The sequence below is a fragment of the Mordavella massiliensis genome (assembly GCF_016901695.1).
Taxonomy (GTDB): Bacteria; Bacillota; Clostridia; order Lachnospirales; family Lachnospiraceae; genus Claveliimonas; species Claveliimonas massiliensis_A.
Genome location: NZ_JACJKS010000014.1, coordinates 1 through 17185, shown reverse-complemented (window position 1 = coordinate 17185; position 17185 = coordinate 1). Strand labels below are relative to the sequence as shown.

At 56.3% G+C, this 17185-nt stretch carries 17 protein-coding genes; 16 read left to right on the top strand and 1 reads right to left on the bottom strand.

Features of this window, described 5'->3' with window-relative positions:
• Nucleotides 1-71: 71 nt before the first annotated feature.
• From H6A20_RS09705 to purD, 10 genes are all read left to right on the top strand, one after another.
• Nucleotides 72-1184 carry a hypothetical protein gene (locus H6A20_RS09705; protein WP_204906929.1) on the top strand — a complete coding sequence of 371 codons (1113 nt, stop codon included), beginning with the start codon at nt 72-74 and terminating at the stop codon, nt 1182-1184.
• Nucleotides 1185-1326: 142 nt separating this feature from the next.
• Nucleotides 1327-2007 (top strand): orotate phosphoribosyltransferase, encoded by a 681-nt coding sequence (gene pyrE / locus H6A20_RS09700; RefSeq protein WP_204906928.1) that lies wholly within the window; start codon nt 1327-1329, stop codon nt 2005-2007.
• An 11-nt stretch (nt 2008-2018) separates the two neighbouring features.
• Nucleotides 2019-2171 (top strand): hypothetical protein, encoded by a 153-nt coding sequence (locus H6A20_RS09695; RefSeq protein WP_204906927.1) that lies wholly within the window; start codon nt 2019-2021, stop codon nt 2169-2171.
• 48 nt (nt 2172-2219) lie between these two features.
• Entirely contained in the window at nt 2220-2699 is a 480-nt protein-coding gene (locus H6A20_RS09690) for a VanZ family protein (RefSeq protein WP_243426197.1), read from the top strand.
• Entirely contained in the window at nt 2671-3066 is a 396-nt protein-coding gene (locus H6A20_RS09685) for a DUF6142 family protein (RefSeq protein ID WP_204906926.1), read from the top strand. Before H6A20_RS09690 ends, H6A20_RS09685 begins: the two co-directional genes overlap by 29 nt.
• Nucleotides 3067-5124 (top strand): aminopeptidase, encoded by a 2058-nt coding sequence (locus H6A20_RS09680; protein WP_204906925.1) that lies wholly within the window; start codon nt 3067-3069, stop codon nt 5122-5124.
• A gap of 51 nt (nt 5125-5175) precedes the next feature.
• Nucleotides 5176-5688, top strand: a complete 513-nt coding sequence (gene purE, locus H6A20_RS09675) for a 5-(carboxyamino)imidazole ribonucleotide mutase (protein ID WP_204906924.1) — start codon at nt 5176-5178, stop codon at nt 5686-5688.
• A gap of 11 nt (nt 5689-5699) precedes the next feature.
• Nucleotides 5700-6725, top strand: a complete 1026-nt coding sequence (gene purM, locus H6A20_RS09670; protein WP_204906923.1) for a phosphoribosylformylglycinamidine cyclo-ligase — start codon at nt 5700-5702, stop codon at nt 6723-6725.
• Nucleotides 6719-7357, top strand: coding sequence for a phosphoribosylglycinamide formyltransferase (gene purN / locus H6A20_RS09665; protein ID WP_204906922.1), 639 nt, complete (start codon nt 6719-6721; stop codon nt 7355-7357). The genes purM and purN overlap by 7 nt, the downstream gene beginning before the upstream one ends.
• Entirely contained in the window at nt 7354-8628 is a 1275-nt protein-coding gene (purD, locus tag H6A20_RS09660) for a phosphoribosylamine--glycine ligase (RefSeq protein ID WP_204906921.1), read from the top strand. The genes purN and purD overlap by 4 nt, the downstream gene beginning before the upstream one ends.
• 105 nt (nt 8629-8733) lie before the next feature.
• Here the strand turns inward: purD and H6A20_RS09655 are convergent, their stop codons facing one another.
• A complete protein-coding gene (locus H6A20_RS09655; protein WP_204906920.1) occupies nt 8734-9591 on the bottom strand; it encodes a MurR/RpiR family transcriptional regulator in 858 nt (285 codons plus the stop codon).
• A gap of 293 nt (nt 9592-9884) precedes the next feature.
• Between H6A20_RS09655 and ald the strand changes: the two genes are divergently transcribed.
• The 6 genes from ald to radA all read left to right on the top strand — a co-directional run bounded on the left by ald (nt 9885) and on the right by radA (nt 16876).
• Complete coding sequence (gene ald / locus H6A20_RS09650) at nt 9885-11006, top strand: alanine dehydrogenase (protein WP_204906919.1); 1122 nt, start codon at nt 9885-9887, stop codon at nt 11004-11006.
• Nucleotides 11007-11169: 163 nt separating this feature from the next.
• On the top strand, nt 11170-11961 hold the full coding sequence (locus H6A20_RS09645; protein ID WP_204906918.1) for a nitroreductase family protein: 792 nt from the start codon (nt 11170-11172) through the stop codon (nt 11959-11961).
• A gap of 89 nt (nt 11962-12050) precedes the next feature.
• The gene (locus tag H6A20_RS09640) at nt 12051-12419 is read left to right on the top strand and encodes a GntR family transcriptional regulator (protein WP_204906917.1); all 369 of its coding nucleotides are present in this window, start codon (nt 12051-12053) and stop codon (nt 12417-12419) included.
• Nucleotides 12420-12497: 78 nt separating this feature from the next.
• Complete coding sequence (locus tag H6A20_RS09635; RefSeq protein WP_204906916.1) at nt 12498-14933, top strand: ATP-dependent Clp protease ATP-binding subunit; 2436 nt, start codon at nt 12498-12500, stop codon at nt 14931-14933.
• 57 nt (nt 14934-14990) lie between these two features.
• Nucleotides 14991-15404, top strand: coding sequence for an endosialidase (locus H6A20_RS09630; RefSeq protein WP_204906915.1), 414 nt, complete (start codon nt 14991-14993; stop codon nt 15402-15404).
• 113 nt (nt 15405-15517) lie between these two features.
• Complete coding sequence (gene radA, locus H6A20_RS09625) at nt 15518-16876, top strand: DNA repair protein RadA (protein WP_204906914.1); 1359 nt, start codon at nt 15518-15520, stop codon at nt 16874-16876.
• Nucleotides 16877-17185 lie beyond the last annotated feature (309 nt).

Genomic DNA, 17185 nt, shown 5'->3' with positions numbered 1-17185 from the left:
AGGGAGCCCATGAAGCCATTTCTGACTTGCGGGGCTCCCTCTAAAAAGTAATAGCCGGAGGGAAACAGGTTATGGAAGAGAAGATCATCAGAAGTGCCATCCAGGCACATGCGAGCAAAAAAAGTTTCCAGTTTGCGTTTCGGGAAGAGCTGAAGACCAAACAGATTGACAACGCGGTCCGGTCGTATGCGAAAGGAGTCGCGGCAGAGGAGGTCATAGCCATCCTTGATGAAACCATGCTCTCGAACGGGAAGAAAGGGTATCTTGTCACGGAGAAGGGAATCTATTCCAGCACGATGTTTAACAAAAAAAGCAATCCTCTTCCGCTGGATCACATGGTGTCCGTTGAAGTGGAGGAGTCGGATTGTATCGTGACCTATGAGGACGGGACAAAGAGGAACTTTTTCTTTAGTATTCACAAGGAATTTCCGGGAATTTTAAAAGCAATCCTGGAAAGCGGGACACAGAATGTGTGCGGACCGGAAAAACCGGCAGATGAACCTAAGCCGGCAGAACAGCCTAAGCCGGCAGAACCGCCTAAGCTGGCAGAACCGCCGGAGGAAGTGGAACAGGAAGTGCCCGCCGGGCCGGAAGAGGAGGAGAAAAAGTATAAGATTGCTGTCGTGGGAGAGGCAGGCAGCGGCAGACATACGCTTGTGGAGCGCCTGTCAGAGAGCGGAGAGCTTTCCGATGATATTTCCCTGCTCCTCTTTGAAGATCCGCTGGAACTGTTCCGTTATCTGGAAGAACCGGGCGCTTGTCTGGACGGCTACATAGGCGTCTGCGATGCTGAAACGGGCACATCAGATGAACTGACAGATGCGATCCGGATCATGAGTGGGAAACAGACTCCTCTTTCCGCATTGTTTTTCAATAAACGGGATCTGATCCCGGATGACGAAATGTTTCTTCTGTCAGCGCAGATGACGCTGGGAGATATGGAAGATATGGGATTCGAAGGCTTTTATCAGCCGGAAAAAGTAGAAATCCTGCTGGGACGTCTGTTTTCATTGCCAGTCTATATAGGCAGTGCGGTGGATGTCAGGGCGAATGATCTGGAACCGGAATTTGGAAACGCAGTCCGGGAATTAGTACAGGGATTAAATGCCCATGAGGGGGTTCTGCCTGACGGAGAAATGGAACCGGTATCGCTGGAGGAACTGATTTTAAGATATAAAGGCTAAATGACTTCGATCCGGGCGCCGAAATGGGATCATGAGGCGGATGAAAGCGCGAAATTGCTGAATTGAAAAACCCTATCCTATATGGTAAAATTGTAAAGAATATGAAGAGAAATTTATTGTAAAATATGCGGAGGTTTGAGATATGGAGCAGTATAAGCAGGAATTTATCAGGTTTATGGTGGACAGCGACGTGCTGAAGTTCGGAGAGTTTACGCTGAAGAGCGGGAGGAAATCCCCGTTTTTCATGAACGCAGGCGCCTATGTGACGGGCTCCCAGTTAAAGAAGCTGGGCGAGTACTACGCGAAAGCCATCCATGCAAAATACGGGGATGATTTTGACGTGCTCTTCGGTCCCGCCTACAAGGGGATCCCGCTTGCAGTGGTGACAGCCATCGCCTACAGCGAGCTCTACGGGAAGGAGATCCGCTACTGCTCGGACCGCAAGGAGGAGAAGGACCACGGCGCGGACAAGGGGAGCTTCCTGGGCAGCAGTTTGAAAGACGGGGACCGGGTCATCATGATCGAGGATGTGACCACCTCCGGCAAGTCTATGGAAGAGACGGTGCCCAAGGTGAGAGGGGCTGCGGATGTGACGATCGTGGGCCTGATGGTATCCCTGGACCGCATGGAAGTCGGCAAGGGCGGTCAGAAGAAAGCGCTCGACGAGGTCCGTGACCTGTACGGGTTTGAGACGGCGGCCATTGTGACCATGGAAGAGGTCGTGGAGTGCCTCTGGAACAAAGCATTTGACGGAAAGGTCATCATCGATGATACATTAAAAGCGGCCATCGATGCATACTATGAACAGTACGGCGCAAAATAGGAGGGATTGCTATGAATGAGAAGGCATACAGATCCATGGCGTTCGCCGGGACGGGCAATATCGCCATCGGCATTGTGATGATCGTGGTGGGTGTCGTGACCGGGATCCTGGCGATCATCAGCGGGGCCAGGCTCCTGAAGGAGAAGAACGGCCTCATGTTTTAGAGAAAGCGGCCTTTTTTGCGGGCCGGACGGAGGAGTAGAAGACAGATCTTGAGTTATAAAAAAGGCAGGGGTATACGTATACTGGGGAAAATCCTCTTTATCCTGTATATGGCGTTTATCGTGTATTTTCTGCTGTTTTCCGATCTCTACGGGCGCACCGGGCCTGCGGACGAGTACCACTACAATCTGGTCCTGTTCCGGGAGATCAGGCGGTTCTGGGTGTACAGGGAACAGCTCGGCAGCTTTGCCGTGTTCTCCAACCTGTTCGGGAACGTCCTGATCTTTATGCCCTTCGGTTTTTTCCTGCCTATGGCGAGCAGGTACAGGAGTTTTGCCGCGGCGGTGCTGTACAGCTTCTCCCTGAGCCTGGGGGTGGAGACCTTCCAGCTCCTGACAAGGGTCGGCAGCTTCGATGTGGACGACCTGTTCCTGAACACCGTAGGAGGAGCGGCGGGATACATTGTATTTATCATCTGTGCGGCGGTAAGGAGACATCATGTTGCTGAGAAGACTAAGAGAAGCCATTGAGGAGATGGCGCAGAGACATAAGAAGAAAAAGGCGGAAAAGGAAAAAATGAAACGGCGGAGCCGCAAATACGGGCAGGCGCAGCTTAAGCACTCCAGGAGGGGCATGCGCTCCACATTCCTGGGGGTGTGCTGCCTGTTCCTTCTCGTGCTTGCTTTTTCCGCTTCCTACATATCCAGAGGAGACGTGGGCCTTCTCATCGGCTTTGTGGGGCTGTTTGCCCTCGCGCTGGCGGTGGCCGGACTTAAGAACGCCGTGCAGGGCTTTAAGGAGCGGGAGAAGAATTATCTGACTTGCAAAGTGGGAGCGGCGCTGAACGGCGTGCTCCTTGCGGGGCTGGCCGCGATCTTTTTAAGGGGGCTTTTTTAGATGACAGAACTGACACAAGAACGATATGAACTGGCGATAGGGAGGATTTCGCAGATCCCGGAGGAGACGGCGGCAGGGGAGAAGTTCCGGCCGTATTTCCGGCGGACTGCGGAATTTCTTCTTTTACTGGACGCCTTTTATGACTGCGTTGTCTCGGGCAGGTACCGGATCCTTTCCCTGGAGGAGCTGCAGGACTGGAACAGCCGGCTTTACGGCGACATCCTGCCGGGTGCGTACGAGGAGAGCTACGCGGATCCGGCGTATGCGGCCCGCTGCCTCGGCGGGGAGTACGGGCAGATCCTGAGCTTCCTGTATGCGGAGATGCGGGCCGGCATTCCCTGTGCGGCGGAGGGCCGGGCGGAGTATCTCGTGATCCTCTTTGAACTTTTTATTGAGGTCTACAACTGCTTTGAGGCGGAGGAGGAGCCCCAGATCCGCACGCTGCGGGAGATCGTCTACTGGTATGCCAGCGACTACTGCGATGTGTTTGCGGCAGACCGGATCCGGGAGCAGATCGACCCGGCGGAGCGGTTTGCCATGGACATCGTCGAGGGGTGCGACCTTGCGGATCCCCGGTATCTCTATTATTTCGGGGAATATGTGAGCGAAAATGAGCTGGGTACGGCCGCGTACCTCGCCTCCCTGCCGGAGGAGACGATCCGGAAGATGGCGGACGTGTACACGGAAGGATACCGGACCGGCTTTGTGAACACAGGGAAAGACCTGGCGAAGAAGGGAACGGTGAACATCCGGTACGTGCTCGGATTTGAGCGGGTCGTGAGGGCGGCGGCCGCGAACTTCCGGAAGATGGGGCTTGAGCCCGTTCTTTACCGGGCGGCGGCAGGCGTGCTGGCGAAAAAAGGGGCCGGCCGCGTGGGATACCATGGCGGCATCCCCAACATGCAGTATGACTACGACCACCGGAACGACCAGGCGCTCTTCCTGGACAAGCGGTTCATCGAGAGAAAGCTGGAAGTCATGCGCACGACCTATGAGAGGAATAAGGAGCTGGCCCGGGCGATGGCCGGACCGGCGGTGATGGAGACCTTCGGGGAGCAGCCGTTTGCGCCGCAGCCCAAACCGGAGGCGCCCGCCCTGACTGCGAAGCAGGAGGAACTGCAGCTTCTCTACGACAGCCGCGCTTCCCAGATGACGAACGAGTACATTCCCGGGGATGAGAGGAGCTTCACGATCATCGCCTGGCCGGTGCCCCAGATCGGGGAGGACTACCGGGAGATCTTCGATGAGGTCATCCGCATCAACACGCTGGATGCAGAGCAGTACGGGCAGGTGCAGCAGACCCTGATCGACGCCCTGGACCAGGGCGAGTACGTGCGGATCCTGGGGGCCAACGGCAACCGGACGGACATGAAGGTGCAGTTGTACCGGCTGAAGGATCCCGGGAAAGAGACGATCTTTGAGAACTGCGTGGCGGATGTCAACATCCCCGTGGGGGAAGTCTTTACTTCCCCGGTGCTGGAAGGCACCTGCGGCACCCTGCACGTGAGCTGCGTGTATCTGAACGGACTGCAGTTCAGGGATCTGGAGCTGACGTTTGCAGACGGCATGATCACCGGCTACCGGTGCGGGAATTTTGCGGACGAGGAGGAGGGGAGGAAATACATCTATGACAACATTCTTTTCCGCCATGAGACGCTTCCCCTGGGCGAGTTTGCCATCGGCACCAACACCACGGCCTATGTGACCGCCAGGAAATACGGGATCGCCGGGAAGATGCCCATCCTCATCGCGGAGAAGACGGGCCCCCACTTTGCCGTGGGAGACACCTGCTACAGTTGGGCCGAGGACATCCGGGTGTACAACCCCGACGGCAAGGAGATCGTAGCCAGGGACAACGCTGTGTCTGCCCGGCGCAGGGAGGATGTGTCGAAGGCCTATTTCCACTGCCACACGGATATCACGATCCCCTACGAGGAGCTGGGGCGGATCGCTGTCGTGACGGGGGACGGGCGGGAGATCCCGCTCATAAGCGGCGGGGAATTTGTGCTTCCGGGCACGGAGATTTTGAATGAACCATTGAAAAATGCAAATAAATAAGCTATGATTTATCTGCAATGCTTATAAATGATAGCGGAAAGGATGGAAACTATGCCAAAAGTAGGAATTGTAATGGGCAGCGACTCTGACATGAAGGTCATGAGCAAGGCTGCGGATATGCTGGAAAAGCTGGGGATCGAGTATGAGATGACGATCATCTCCGCCCACAGGGAGCCGGATGTGTTCTTTGACTATGCGAAGAGCGCGGAGGAGAAAGATTTCAAAGTGATCATTGCGGGAGCAGGCATGGCAGCCCATCTGCCGGGCATGTGCGCCGCTATTTTCCCGATGCCTGTCATCGGCGTACCCATGTCCGGAAAGAACCTGGCGGGAGAGGACGCCCTCTTCTCCATCGTGCAGATGCCGCCGGGAATCCCGGTGGCGACCGTGGCTATCGACGGGGGCATGAATGCGGCGATCCTGGCTGCGAAGATCCTGGCCACATCGGACGCGGCGCTCCTTGAGAGACTGAAAGCCTACACACAGGAGATGAAGGAGACGGTGCAGGCCAAGGCGAAGAAGCTGGACGAGTTGGGATATAAAGAGTACATGAAGCAGATGTAAGGAGAAAACATATGGATTACAAGAATGCGGGTGTGGATATCGAGGCGGGTTACAGATCCGTGGAACTGATGAAAGAGCATGTGAAGAAGACCATGCGCCCCGAGGTGCTGGGTGGTCTGGGAGGTTTTTCCGGCGCGTTTTCCTTAAGTAAGATCAAGGAGATGGAGGACCCGGTGCTCCTGTCCGGAACGGACGGCTGCGGCACGAAGGTGAAGCTGGCTATGATCCTGGACAAACACGACACCATCGGCATCGACGCGGTGGCCATGTGCGTGAACGACATTGCCTGCGCGGGAGGCGAGCCCTTGTTTTTCCTGGATTACATTGCCTGCGGCAAGAACTATCCGGAGAAGATCGCCGCGATCGTAAAAGGCGTGGCGGAGGGGTGCCTCCAGTCTGACGCGGCCCTCATCGGAGGCGAGACGGCGGAGCATCCGGGCATGATGGACGAGGACGAGTACGACCTGGCCGGTTTTGCGGTGGGTGTGTGCGACAGGAAGGATATGATCACCGGGGAGGACCTGGCGGCGGGCGATGTGCTCATCGGCATGGCGTCCACCGGCGTGCACAGCAACGGATTTTCCCTTGTGCGCAAGGTGTTCGAGATGACCAGGCAGTCCCTGGATACGTACTATGACGAGCTGGGGAAGACGCTTGGGGAGGCGCTCCTTGCGCCCACGCGCATCTATGTAAAGGCATTAAAGAGCGTGAAAGAGGCGGGTGTCAGAGTGAAGGCCTGCAGCCACATCACAGGCGGCGGCTTCTACGAGAACGTGCCCCGCATGCTGAAGGATGGAACCCACGCTGTCATCGAGAAGGACAGCTATCCGGTGCCGCCCGTTTTTGACATGCTGGCAAAGAAGGGCGATGTGGCGGAGCAGATGATGTACAATACATTCAATATGGGCATCGGCATGGTGGTGGCCGTAGACCCGAAGGATGTGGACGCAGCCATGGAGGCCATGCGCGCGGCAGGGGATACGCCCTATGTGATCGGGCGCATTGAGGCCGGAGAAAAAGGAGTTACATTATGCTAAAGATACTGGTCCTTGTGTCAGGCGGCGGGACGAACCTGCAGGCCATTCTGGACGCGGTGGACGACGGCACGGTCACGAACGCGGAAGTGGCTGCCGTCATCAGCAACAATAAGAACGCCTACGCCCTCACGCGGGCGAGGGACCACGGCGTGGATGCGCAGTGCATCTCCCCGAAGGATTTCCCGGACCGGGAGACGTTCAATGAGAAGTTCCTGGAAGCGGTGGACGCCATTGCACCGGATATCATTGTGCTGGCCGGCTTCCTTGTGGTCATCCCGGCGGAGATGATCGCCCGGTACCGAAACCGGATCATCAACATCCACCCGTCCCTGATCCCTGCCTTCTGCGGGACGGGATACTACGGGCTGAAGGTCCATGAAGCGGCCCTGGCGCGCGGCGTCAAGGTGGTGGGAGCCACCGTGCATTTTGTAGACGAGGGGACGGACACCGGCCCCATCATCCTCCAGAAAGCGGTTGAGGTGCAGGAGGGCGACACGCCGGAGATCCTGCAGCGGCGGGTGATGGAACAGGCCGAGTGGAAGATCCTTCCAAGAGCCATTGATCTCATCGCCAACGGCAGGGTTGCCGTGGAGGAGAACAAGGTGAAGATCAAAGAGGAGGAACAGCGATGAATGTACTGATCGTAGGAAGCGGCGGACGGGAGCACGCCATTGCGTACTGTGTGGCGAAGAGCCAGAAAGCAGATAAGATATACTGCACACCGGGCAACGCGGGGATCGCGCAGTTCGCTCAGTGCGAGCCCATCGGCGCCATGGAGTTTGACCGGATCGTGGCCTTCGCGAAGGAGAAGGACATAGACCTTGTCATCGTAGGTATGGACGATCCCCTTGTGGGCGGCCTTGTGGATGAGCTGGAGGCGGCGGGCATCCGCACCTTCGGGCCGAGAAAAAATGCGGCGATCCTGGAGGGTTCCAAGGCGTTCTCCAAGGATCTGATGAAAAAGTACAATATCCCCACAGCGGCCTATGAGAATTTTGACGACCCGGATAAGGCTGTGCAGTATCTGAAGACAGAGGCGAAATTCCCCATCGTCCTCAAGGCGGACGGACTGGCGCTGGGGAAGGGCGTTCTCATCTGCAACACCCTGGAGGAGGCCGAGGAGGGCGTGAAGACCATCATGCTGGACAAGAAGTTCGGCGCCTCCGGCAACACGATGGTGGTGGAGGAATTCATGACAGGCCGGGAAGTGTCGGTCCTTTCCTTTGTGGACGGAAATATCGTGAAGACCATGACCAGCGCCCAGGATCACAAGCGGGCCGGGGACGGCGATACCGGGCTCAACACGGGCGGCATGGGCACGTTTTCGCCCAGCCCCTTCTACACAGAAGAGATAGATGCGTACTGCCAGAAATATATTTTCCAGCCCACTGTGGATGCCATGAAAGCGGAGGGGCGCCCCTTTAAGGGCGTGATCTTCTTCGGCCTCATGCTGACGGCGGACGGCCCCAAGGTGCTGGAGTACAACGCAAGGTTCGGCGACCCGGAAGCCCAGGTGGTGCTGCCCCGGATGAAGAACGATATCCTTGAAGTGGTGGAGGCCTGCATCGACGGCACGCTGGATCAGATTGACCTGCAGTTCGAGGACAATGCCGCGGTCTGCGTTGTGCTGGCGTCCGAGGGATACCCGGTCTCCTACGAGAAGGGACTTCCCATCACAGGGCTTGACGAGTTTGAGAAGCACGAGGGCTACTACTGCTTCCATGCGGGAACAAAGCTGGCGGACGGCCGGATCGTCACAAACGGCGGCCGGGTGCTGGGCATCACGGCCAAGGGAAAGGATCTCAAAGAGGCCAGGGCCAACGCTTATGCGGCTACGGAGTGGGTGCAGTTTGACAACAAGTACATGCGCCATGACATCGGCAAAGCCATTGACGAGGCGTAGAGAAGTTGCAGGAGTAGATGCAAAAGACACAATAACACACCAGTAATGTTAATTCCGGACGTAACACTTTTTAAAAGTGTTACGTCCGGAATTGCATTTCCGCGATTAATAATTGCCCAATTCGCCGAGATATCTGTCGATTTTCTTGAGTCTCTTCTCAATTCCCTTTGCCTTGTGGCTCAGTGTCTCGAGGATGGCCTCGGCTACGAACTGGGGGCCTACCATACAGTTGAAGAAAGCGTTGCTGTCCACCGGTACGGTGAAGAGGACGGTGGCGTACTCCGCGAGGAGCGCGCTTGGCTTGTCGGTGACGACGATGATCTTTGCACCGGCTTCCCGCGCCATGCGGGCGCAGATCTTATCCTCGGAGGAATACCGGGGGAAGCTGAACATGATGAGGCAGTCGTCTTTTGAAATGTTGCACAGGTGGTCCACCGGGCTGATGGCGGAGGAGCTTGTCGTCTCCACGTTGGGAACCATGTGCTTCAGATAGAGAAGAAAATAGTCCCCGAGGGAGGAATTGCCGCGGGAGGCGGTGATGTACTTGTGCCGGCTGGCAAGGATGATGTCCGCCGTCTCCTCGAAGGCCTCCGGCCGGTTGGAAGTGAGCGCGTTCTCCAGGTTCTTGGCGGCGTTCTTTAAGTGCCTGTTTATATACTCTGCGGAGCTGGTGAGCTGCGCCCGCTTGGCAATCCTCTGGGAGGGGATCGTGATGGAGCTGGAGATGCTCAGTACCTTGTCCTGGTAATCTCTGCGCAGGCTCTTCTGGAAATCCATAAATCCGCTAAATCCGAGGGAACGGCTGAAACGGATGACAGATGATTCGCTGACCCCCAGCTTGAGGGCGATCTCCGTGGATGTCATGAAACAGGCGTCGGCAGAGTTGTCCAGGATATACTGGGCGATCATTTTCTGCGTCTTGGTGAGAGGCGTTTTATTGATAAGTTCTCTTAATTCTTTCATACTCGATTCCTCCGGGGAACTATCCCCAACTGTTTTCCTGTTACTAAGATTTAACCACAAAATGTGGAAATAAGCAAGTCAATTGTATAGACAAATGAATGAAAATGCACAAATAAAAAGTTTCGTGAAAAAAATAACTTTTATTGAATATGATGAAATGGTGTGATATCATGTTTTTAGAAACAAATGAATAATATTCTTCAAAACAAAAAAGTTTTGAAAAATATTTTTCATCCAGACAAAACCGTACGAAAAGGCATCACGCCAAAACAGAAAACAGGAGGTAGAGAAAGTTGAAAGTAGGATGCGTAAAAGAAATCAAAAACAATGAGTTCCGTGTAGGTATGACACCTGACAGTGTGAAGAGCTATGTGGCTGCGGGCCATGAGGTTTACATTGAGAAGGGCGCGGGCGCAGGATCCGGTTTCCCGGACGCTGAGTACGAGGCTGCCGGTGCGAAGATGATCGATACAGCCAAGGAAGTATGGGATACAGTTGAGATGATGATCAAAGTAAAAGAGCCTCTTCCGGAGGAGTATCCGTTATTCCATGAGGGGCTGATCCTCTATACATACCTGCATCTTGCGGCTGACAAGCCGCAGACAGACGCGCTCCTCAACGGCAAGGTAAAGGGCGTTGCGTACGAGACGCTGTTTGATCCGAGACAGGGCGGCCTTCCGCTCCTTGCTCCCATGAGCCAGATCGCCGGCCGCCTGAGTATTCAGGAAGGCGCGAAATATCTGGAGCAGACATTCGGCGGGGAGGGCGTTCTCCTGGCAGGCGTTCCCGGCACACCGAAGGCCAACATCGTGATCCTGGGCGGCGGTAATGTAGGAACCAACGCCTGCAAGATCGCAGTGGGCATGGGCGCGAACGTAACGATCCTGGATATCAGCCTTCCGAGACTGGCTTATCTGGACGACATTTTCGGAGCCCGCATCCAGACGCTCGTATCCAACGACGCGAACATTGAGAAGGCAGTCAAAGAGGCGGACCTCGTGATCGGCTGCGTACTGATCCCCGGAAAAGCCGCTCCCAAGATCTTCAAGAAGAAATACTTAAAAGAGATGAAACCGGGCGCTGTATTCGTAGACGTTGCTGTTGACCAGGGCGGCTGCGGCGAGACAACAAAGGTGACCTACCACGACGATCCGATCTTCATCGAGGACGGCATTGTTCACTACTGCGTAGGAAATATGCCTGGCGCAGTTCCGAGGACATCCACCATCGCCCTGACGAACGCGACTCTCTCCTACGGACTGCAGATCGCGAACAAGGGCCTTGAGAAGGCGTGCGCGGACAACGAGGTGATCTACTCCGCCATCAACACATACGACGGAAAACTGACCTGCAAGAACGTGGCAGACAGCTTTGACTGCTATGAGTACACAGACATCCGGGAGATCTGCAAGTAAGAGATCAGGATATAAGTTCACAGCTTTTTAAAGGAGGGCGCCCTGTGCCGTACGGCAGGGGCGCCCTCTGAATGTGCGGCAGAAAAACATTTGCAGAAATCGCTACCTGTGTTACTATATCAGAGATGTCAGTTGTCTGGATTGTTTTAAAGGAGTGAAAGATATGGTTGAGATCAACAGGGAACTCTGTATCGGCTGCGGGGCCTGCGTGCGTGACTGCCCGGGCGGCGCGCTGGAAGTTGCAGATAAGAAAGCACAGTATATAAGGAAATGCATCCAGTGCGGGCACTGCGTGGCAGTCTGTCCGACAGGCGCTGTGTCCATTCCGGAGTATGCCATGGACGAAGTGGAAGAGTATGATCAGGACAGTTTTCGTGTGGATCCGGAACATCTGCTCCGGGCCATCAAATTCAGGAGGAGCATCCGCAACTTCAAAAGCACGCCGGTTGAGACGGAAAAGCTGGAGCGCATCCTGAACGCCGGACGCTACGCCCCGACAGCGAAAAACACGCAGGGAAGCAGGTTCGTCCTCATCCGGGACGAGCTGGAAGCGTTCAAGGAACTGTTCTGGCAGGAGCTGCCCGGTCTCCTTGAGGAGATGAAAGAGGAGGCGCCCCTCTATGAGCGGGTGTTCCGGGGCTTTTACGAAAAGCATGAGAAGGATCCGAAGGAGGACACCTTTTTCTTCAATGCCACTTCCTTCCTTGTGATCACGTCCCGGGATCCCCTGGACGGCGGGATCGCGGCCGCAAATATCGAGGCCATGGCAGCGGCTGAGGGAGCGGGCGCCCTGTTCAGCGGGTACACGAAGGCGGTTGTGGAAAGAAGCGACGCCCTCAGGGACTGGCTTGGCATTGGCAGGCGGAGTGTGACCTGCTGCATGCTCCTCGGGTACCCGGCAGTCTCCTACAGGCGGACTGCGCCGAGAAAAGCGGGAAATATTGTGATCCGGTAGCGCTTCTTTTACTTGCGCGGTCTGTGCAATGTGTGCTAAGGTATATATAACACCAGAAAAAGGACGCTTGTCTGCGAGAAGGGGATACTATGCTGATAGAGATTGATTTTAACAGTGACGAGGCTATCTATATGCAGGTGCGCAACCAGATCATTCTGGGGATCGCCACCGCACAGATCCGGGAGGGGGATCCGCTTCCGTCCGTCCGCCAGATGGCCCAGACAGTGGGGATCAACATGCACACAGTCAACAAGGCGTACAGCCTGCTGCGGCAGGAGGGGTTTATCCAACTGGACCGCAGGAAGGGCGCGGTCGTAGCCCTCGACGTGGACAAGATCAAGGCGGCGGAGGAGATGAAGGAGCAGCTCCGCATCGTGCTGGCCCGGGGCTGCTGCAGGGATATATCCAGAGATGAAGTGCACGCGCTGGTAGATGAGATCTTTGATGAGTACGCATAGAGGAGAAAGATCCGGTCTGCGCGGAAATACGGAGAAAGGAGCAAAGAAAAGCGGAAGTTCCGCTTTTCTCTATTTCATATGAACTACACGGAACAGGCAAAAGAAGTTTTAAAAATAGCGAAGAAGACGGCAAGGGAGCTCCGGCACCCCTATATCGGGACGGAGCATCTCCTTGTGGGCCTGAAGCGGGTCTACACCGGCGTGGCGGGACAGGTGCTTGCCATGAACGGCGCGGGGGAGGAGAATATCCTGAAGATCATGGATGAACTCGTCTCCCCGGGCGGGGAGGTCCCTGCGCAGCAGGATCCGCAGATGAGCCCCCGCCTGGAGTATATCCTGGAGGAGGCGCAGGAGGAGGCTGTCCGCCTCCGCTCGGACGAGGTCGGGACGGAGCACATGCTCCTTGCCATTCTGCGGGATGTGGACTGCGTGGCTGCCAGGATCCTGCTGACGCTGAACATCAGCCTGCAGAAGCTCTGCCAGGATATCCTGGCCAGCACCGGAAATGATGCCAGGGAATATATGGAAGATATGCAGGGAGAGGGGAAACCGAGAAGTTCCGTCCTGGAGCAGTACGGGACCGACCTGACGCAGCAGGCGGCAGAGGGGAAACTGGACCCGGTGATCGGCCGGGAGAAAGAGATCAGCCGGCTGATGCAGATCTTAAGCCGCAGGACAAAGAACAATCCCTGCCTGGTTGGCGAGCCGGGCGTGGGCAAGACAGCCGTGCTGGAGGGGCTGGCCCAGCGGATCGCCGGCGGTCTTGTGCCGGAAGCCATGAAGAACCGCCGCATCGTCACCATGGATCTCGCGGGCATGATCGCCGGGTCCAAGTACCGGGGCGAGTTCGAGGAGCGCATGAAGCGGCTCATCCAGGAGGTGACGGCGGCGGGAAATGTGATCCTTTTCCTGGACGAGGTGCACACGATCATCGGGGCCGGCGGCGCAGAGGGCGCCATGGATGCCTCCAACATCCTCAAGCCCTCCCTCGCCAGAGGGGAACTGCAGCTCATCGGCGCCACCACCATTGTGGAGTACCGCAAATACATTGAAAAGGATGCTGCCCTGGAGAGACGTTTCCAGCCCGTTGCAGTGGAGGAGCCGACAAAAGAGGAGTGCCTTGCCATTCTGCGGGGCCTTAAGGAGCGGTATGAAGCGCACCACCATGTGGCCATCCGCGAGGAGGCGCTGGAGTCGGCGGTCGCCCTGTCGGAGCGCTACATCAGCGACCGGTTCCTGCCAGACAAGGCAATCGACGTGCTGGATGAAGCCTGCGCAAAGGTAAGCCTTAGAGGGTTCCGCGTGCCGGAAACGATAGAGGAGATGGAGCGGCTCATCAGCCGTCTGGACCGCGACCGGGAGGACGCCATCCGGGCCGGCGATATACAGGAGGCGTCCCTTCTCAACCGGGAGCAGCAGGAAGCAAGGGAGAAGCTGGAGCAGCAGAAGAAGCGGTTTCAGAAGAAAAACGCGCGCCGGCAGGTGTGCGTGACAGCGGACGACATCGCAGGCGTCGTGTCCGAGTGGACGAAGATCCCGGTGCAGCGCCTTGCCGAGTCTGAGACGGCCCGCCTGAAAAACCTGGAAAAGACGCTCCACAGGCGTGTGATCGGACAGGAGGAGGCTGTGACGGCCGTGGCAAAAGCTGTGCGGCGGGGGCGCGTGGGCCTCAAAGATCCGGCCCGCCCCATCGGGTCCTTCCTCTTCCTGGGACCTACCGGCGTGGGGAAGACCGAACTGTCCAAAGCGCTGGCGGAAGCTCTCTTTGGGGATGAGGAGTCCATGATCCGGGTGGATATGTCCGAGTATATGGAGAAGCACAGCGTCTCCAAGATGATCGGCTCCCCGCCGGGGTATGTGGGCCACGAGGACGGCGGACAACTGAGCGAGCAGGTGAGAAGGCATCCGTATTCGGTGGTGCTCTTTGACGAGATCGAGAAGGCGCATCCGGACGTGTTCAACATCCTGCTGCAGGTGCTGGATGACGGGCATATCACAGACTCCCAGGGCAGAAAGGTGGACTTCCGCAACACGGTGATCATCATGACATCCAACGCCGGCGCCCAGGCCATCATTGACCCCAAGAAGCTGGGGTTTGTGACAAAGGAAGATGAAGCCGGCGACTACAAGCGGATGAAGTCCAATGTCATGAATGAGGTGAAACTTCTGTTCCGGCCCGAGTTCCTGAACCGGATTGACGAGATCATTGTCTTCCATGCCCTGAACGGCGAAAACATGAAGAAGATCGTAAGCATGATGTGCAGGGAGGTGTGCAGCCGGGCCAGGGAGCAGCTTGACATCACGCTCCGGGTGCGGGACTCCGTGAAGAAATATATCGTGGAGACCGGCACGGACCGCAAGTACGGTGCGCGGCCGCTCCGGCGCGCAGTCCAGAACATGCTGGAGGACAAGCTGGCGGAGGCGGTGCTTTCGGGTTCCATAAAAAGGGGACAGACGGTGGAAGCCGGGCTTTCTAAAAAAGAAATTAAATTTACTGTAAAGACTACAAATTAAAATTTTTTTGAGATATAATGTGGATACAAAAGAAGAACCATCAGGAGGACATGAGACATGGCAGTAGTAAAAGAGCTGTTGCGCGCAGAAAGTGACGGGACGCTGAGCTTTGGCGATTACACACTGGACGCCAAGACAAAGCTGGACGGCTTTGAGTTCCAGGGAGACATCTATAAGGTAAAGACATTCGCGGAGATCACCAAGCTGGAAAAGAACGGTATGTTCGTGTACGAGTCTGTCCCGGGAACCGCGGTGGAGAATTTTAAAGCAGAAGGCGGCGAGGTTTCCTTTAAAGTATCTGCACCGAGGGATGTACAGTTCACTCTTGAGCTGGAGGCGGACAGCGAGTATGTCGTCTACATGGATGACGTGAACGTGGGCGACATGAAGACGAACCTGAGCGGCAAGCTGAGTGTCAGCGCGGAGCTGGAGGAAGGAAAGAGCATCCGGATCAGGATTGTTGAGAAATAGGACATCCCTGCCGGTATAAGCGGCGCGGAACATACACAGACACAGGACAGGCTGCGGGGGAAAGACCGCAGCCTGTTTGACGGACAGAGGCGTAGACGGATAGGAGAATGAGCGTGGCAAAAGTGAAGAAGAGTGTTTTCTTCTGCCAGAACTGCGGGCACGAAGAGAGCAAATGGCTGGGCCAGTGCCCGGTGTGCAGACAGTGGAATACATTTGTGGAAGAGAAGGTAGCCCCGTCCCCGGCCGGTTCCCAGACAAAGCGCAGGCAGGAGGCGGAGGCGGTGCCCCTCTCCAGCGTGCGCACAGACAGCGACGAGCGGACGCAGACAGGGATCGGGGAACTGGACCGTGTCCTGGGGGGCGGCATTGTGCCGGGCTCCCTTGTGCTTGTGGGCGGTGATCCGGGCATCGGAAAGTCGACCCTGCTTCTGCAGGTGTGCCAGAGGCTGGCGGCAAGACACGAAAAGATCCTCTACATATCCGGTGAGGAGTCCCTCCGGCAGATCCGGCTCAGGGCAGACCGTATGGGGGCGTTTACCGATGAGCTTCTGCTTCTTTGCGAGACGAACATTGAGGCGATCCGCGGCGCCATCGAGAAGCAGCGCCCGGCCCTGGCAGTGATAGATTCGATCCAGACCATGTACAGCGAGGAGGTGTCCTCCGCGCCGGGAAGCGTCTCCCAGGTCCGGGAGGCGACCAACGTGTTCATGCAGATCGCAAAAGGGCTTGGCATTTCCATCTTTATTGTAGGACATGTGACAAAAGAAGGGACGGTGGCCGGTCCGAGGGTGCTGGAACATATGGTGGATACGGTCCTCTACTTTGAGGGAGACAGGCATGCCTCCTACCGGATCCTGCGGGGTGTTAAAAACCGGTTTGGCTCCACCAATGAGATCGGCGTCTTTGAGATGAGGCAGGACGGACTCAGAGAGGTTGCCAATCCGTCTGAGTTCATGCTGAGCGGGAGACCTGAAAATGCGTCCGGCTCTGTGGTAGCCTGTTCCATGGAGGGGACGCGCCCCATCCTGCTGGAGATCCAGGCCCTTGTCTGCCGCAGCAGTTTCGGCATGCCCCGGCGGACGGCAGCGGGGACGGACTACAACCGGGTCAACCTTCTCATGGCAGTGCTGGAAAAAAGGCTGGGCCTGCCCCTGTCCAACTACGACGCCTACGTGAATATAGCGGGCGGGATCCGTATCAATGAGCCGGCAGTGGACCTGGGGATCGTGATGGCCCTTGCGTCCAGCTATAAAAACCGGCCGGTCCCGGAAGACATGCTCGTCTTTGGGGAAGTGGGCTTAAGCGGCGAAGTGCGCGCCGTCAGTATGCCGGAGCAGCGGGTGTCCGAGGCGAAAAAGCTCGGTTTCAGGACATGCGTTGTGCCGGCTGTATCCGTGGACGCGGTGAAGAATATCCGGGGGATCCAGGTCATTGGGGTCCGCTCCCTGAACGAGGCGATCAGTTTACTGTAAGCCGGAGATCCAATGGGCAGATATACCTCTGCAGAACCGAATGAGACGTGCAAAATTGTGTATATTATATAAATAAAATAAAAAATAAAAATAACATTGACAATTTCGTTTTGCCTGTGCTATTATATCAAAGCTGTCGCGAGCGACAGCAAACAAAATGAAAAAACTTGTTGACAAACCGAAAGCGGCATGATAAACTGTAGAAGTTGTCGCTGAGAGGCGGAAACAACGAAGAACCTTGATAACTGAACAATAGACAACGACCCTGAAAATTTCTAAGAGAAATATTCAGAACGGAAATCGGATCGA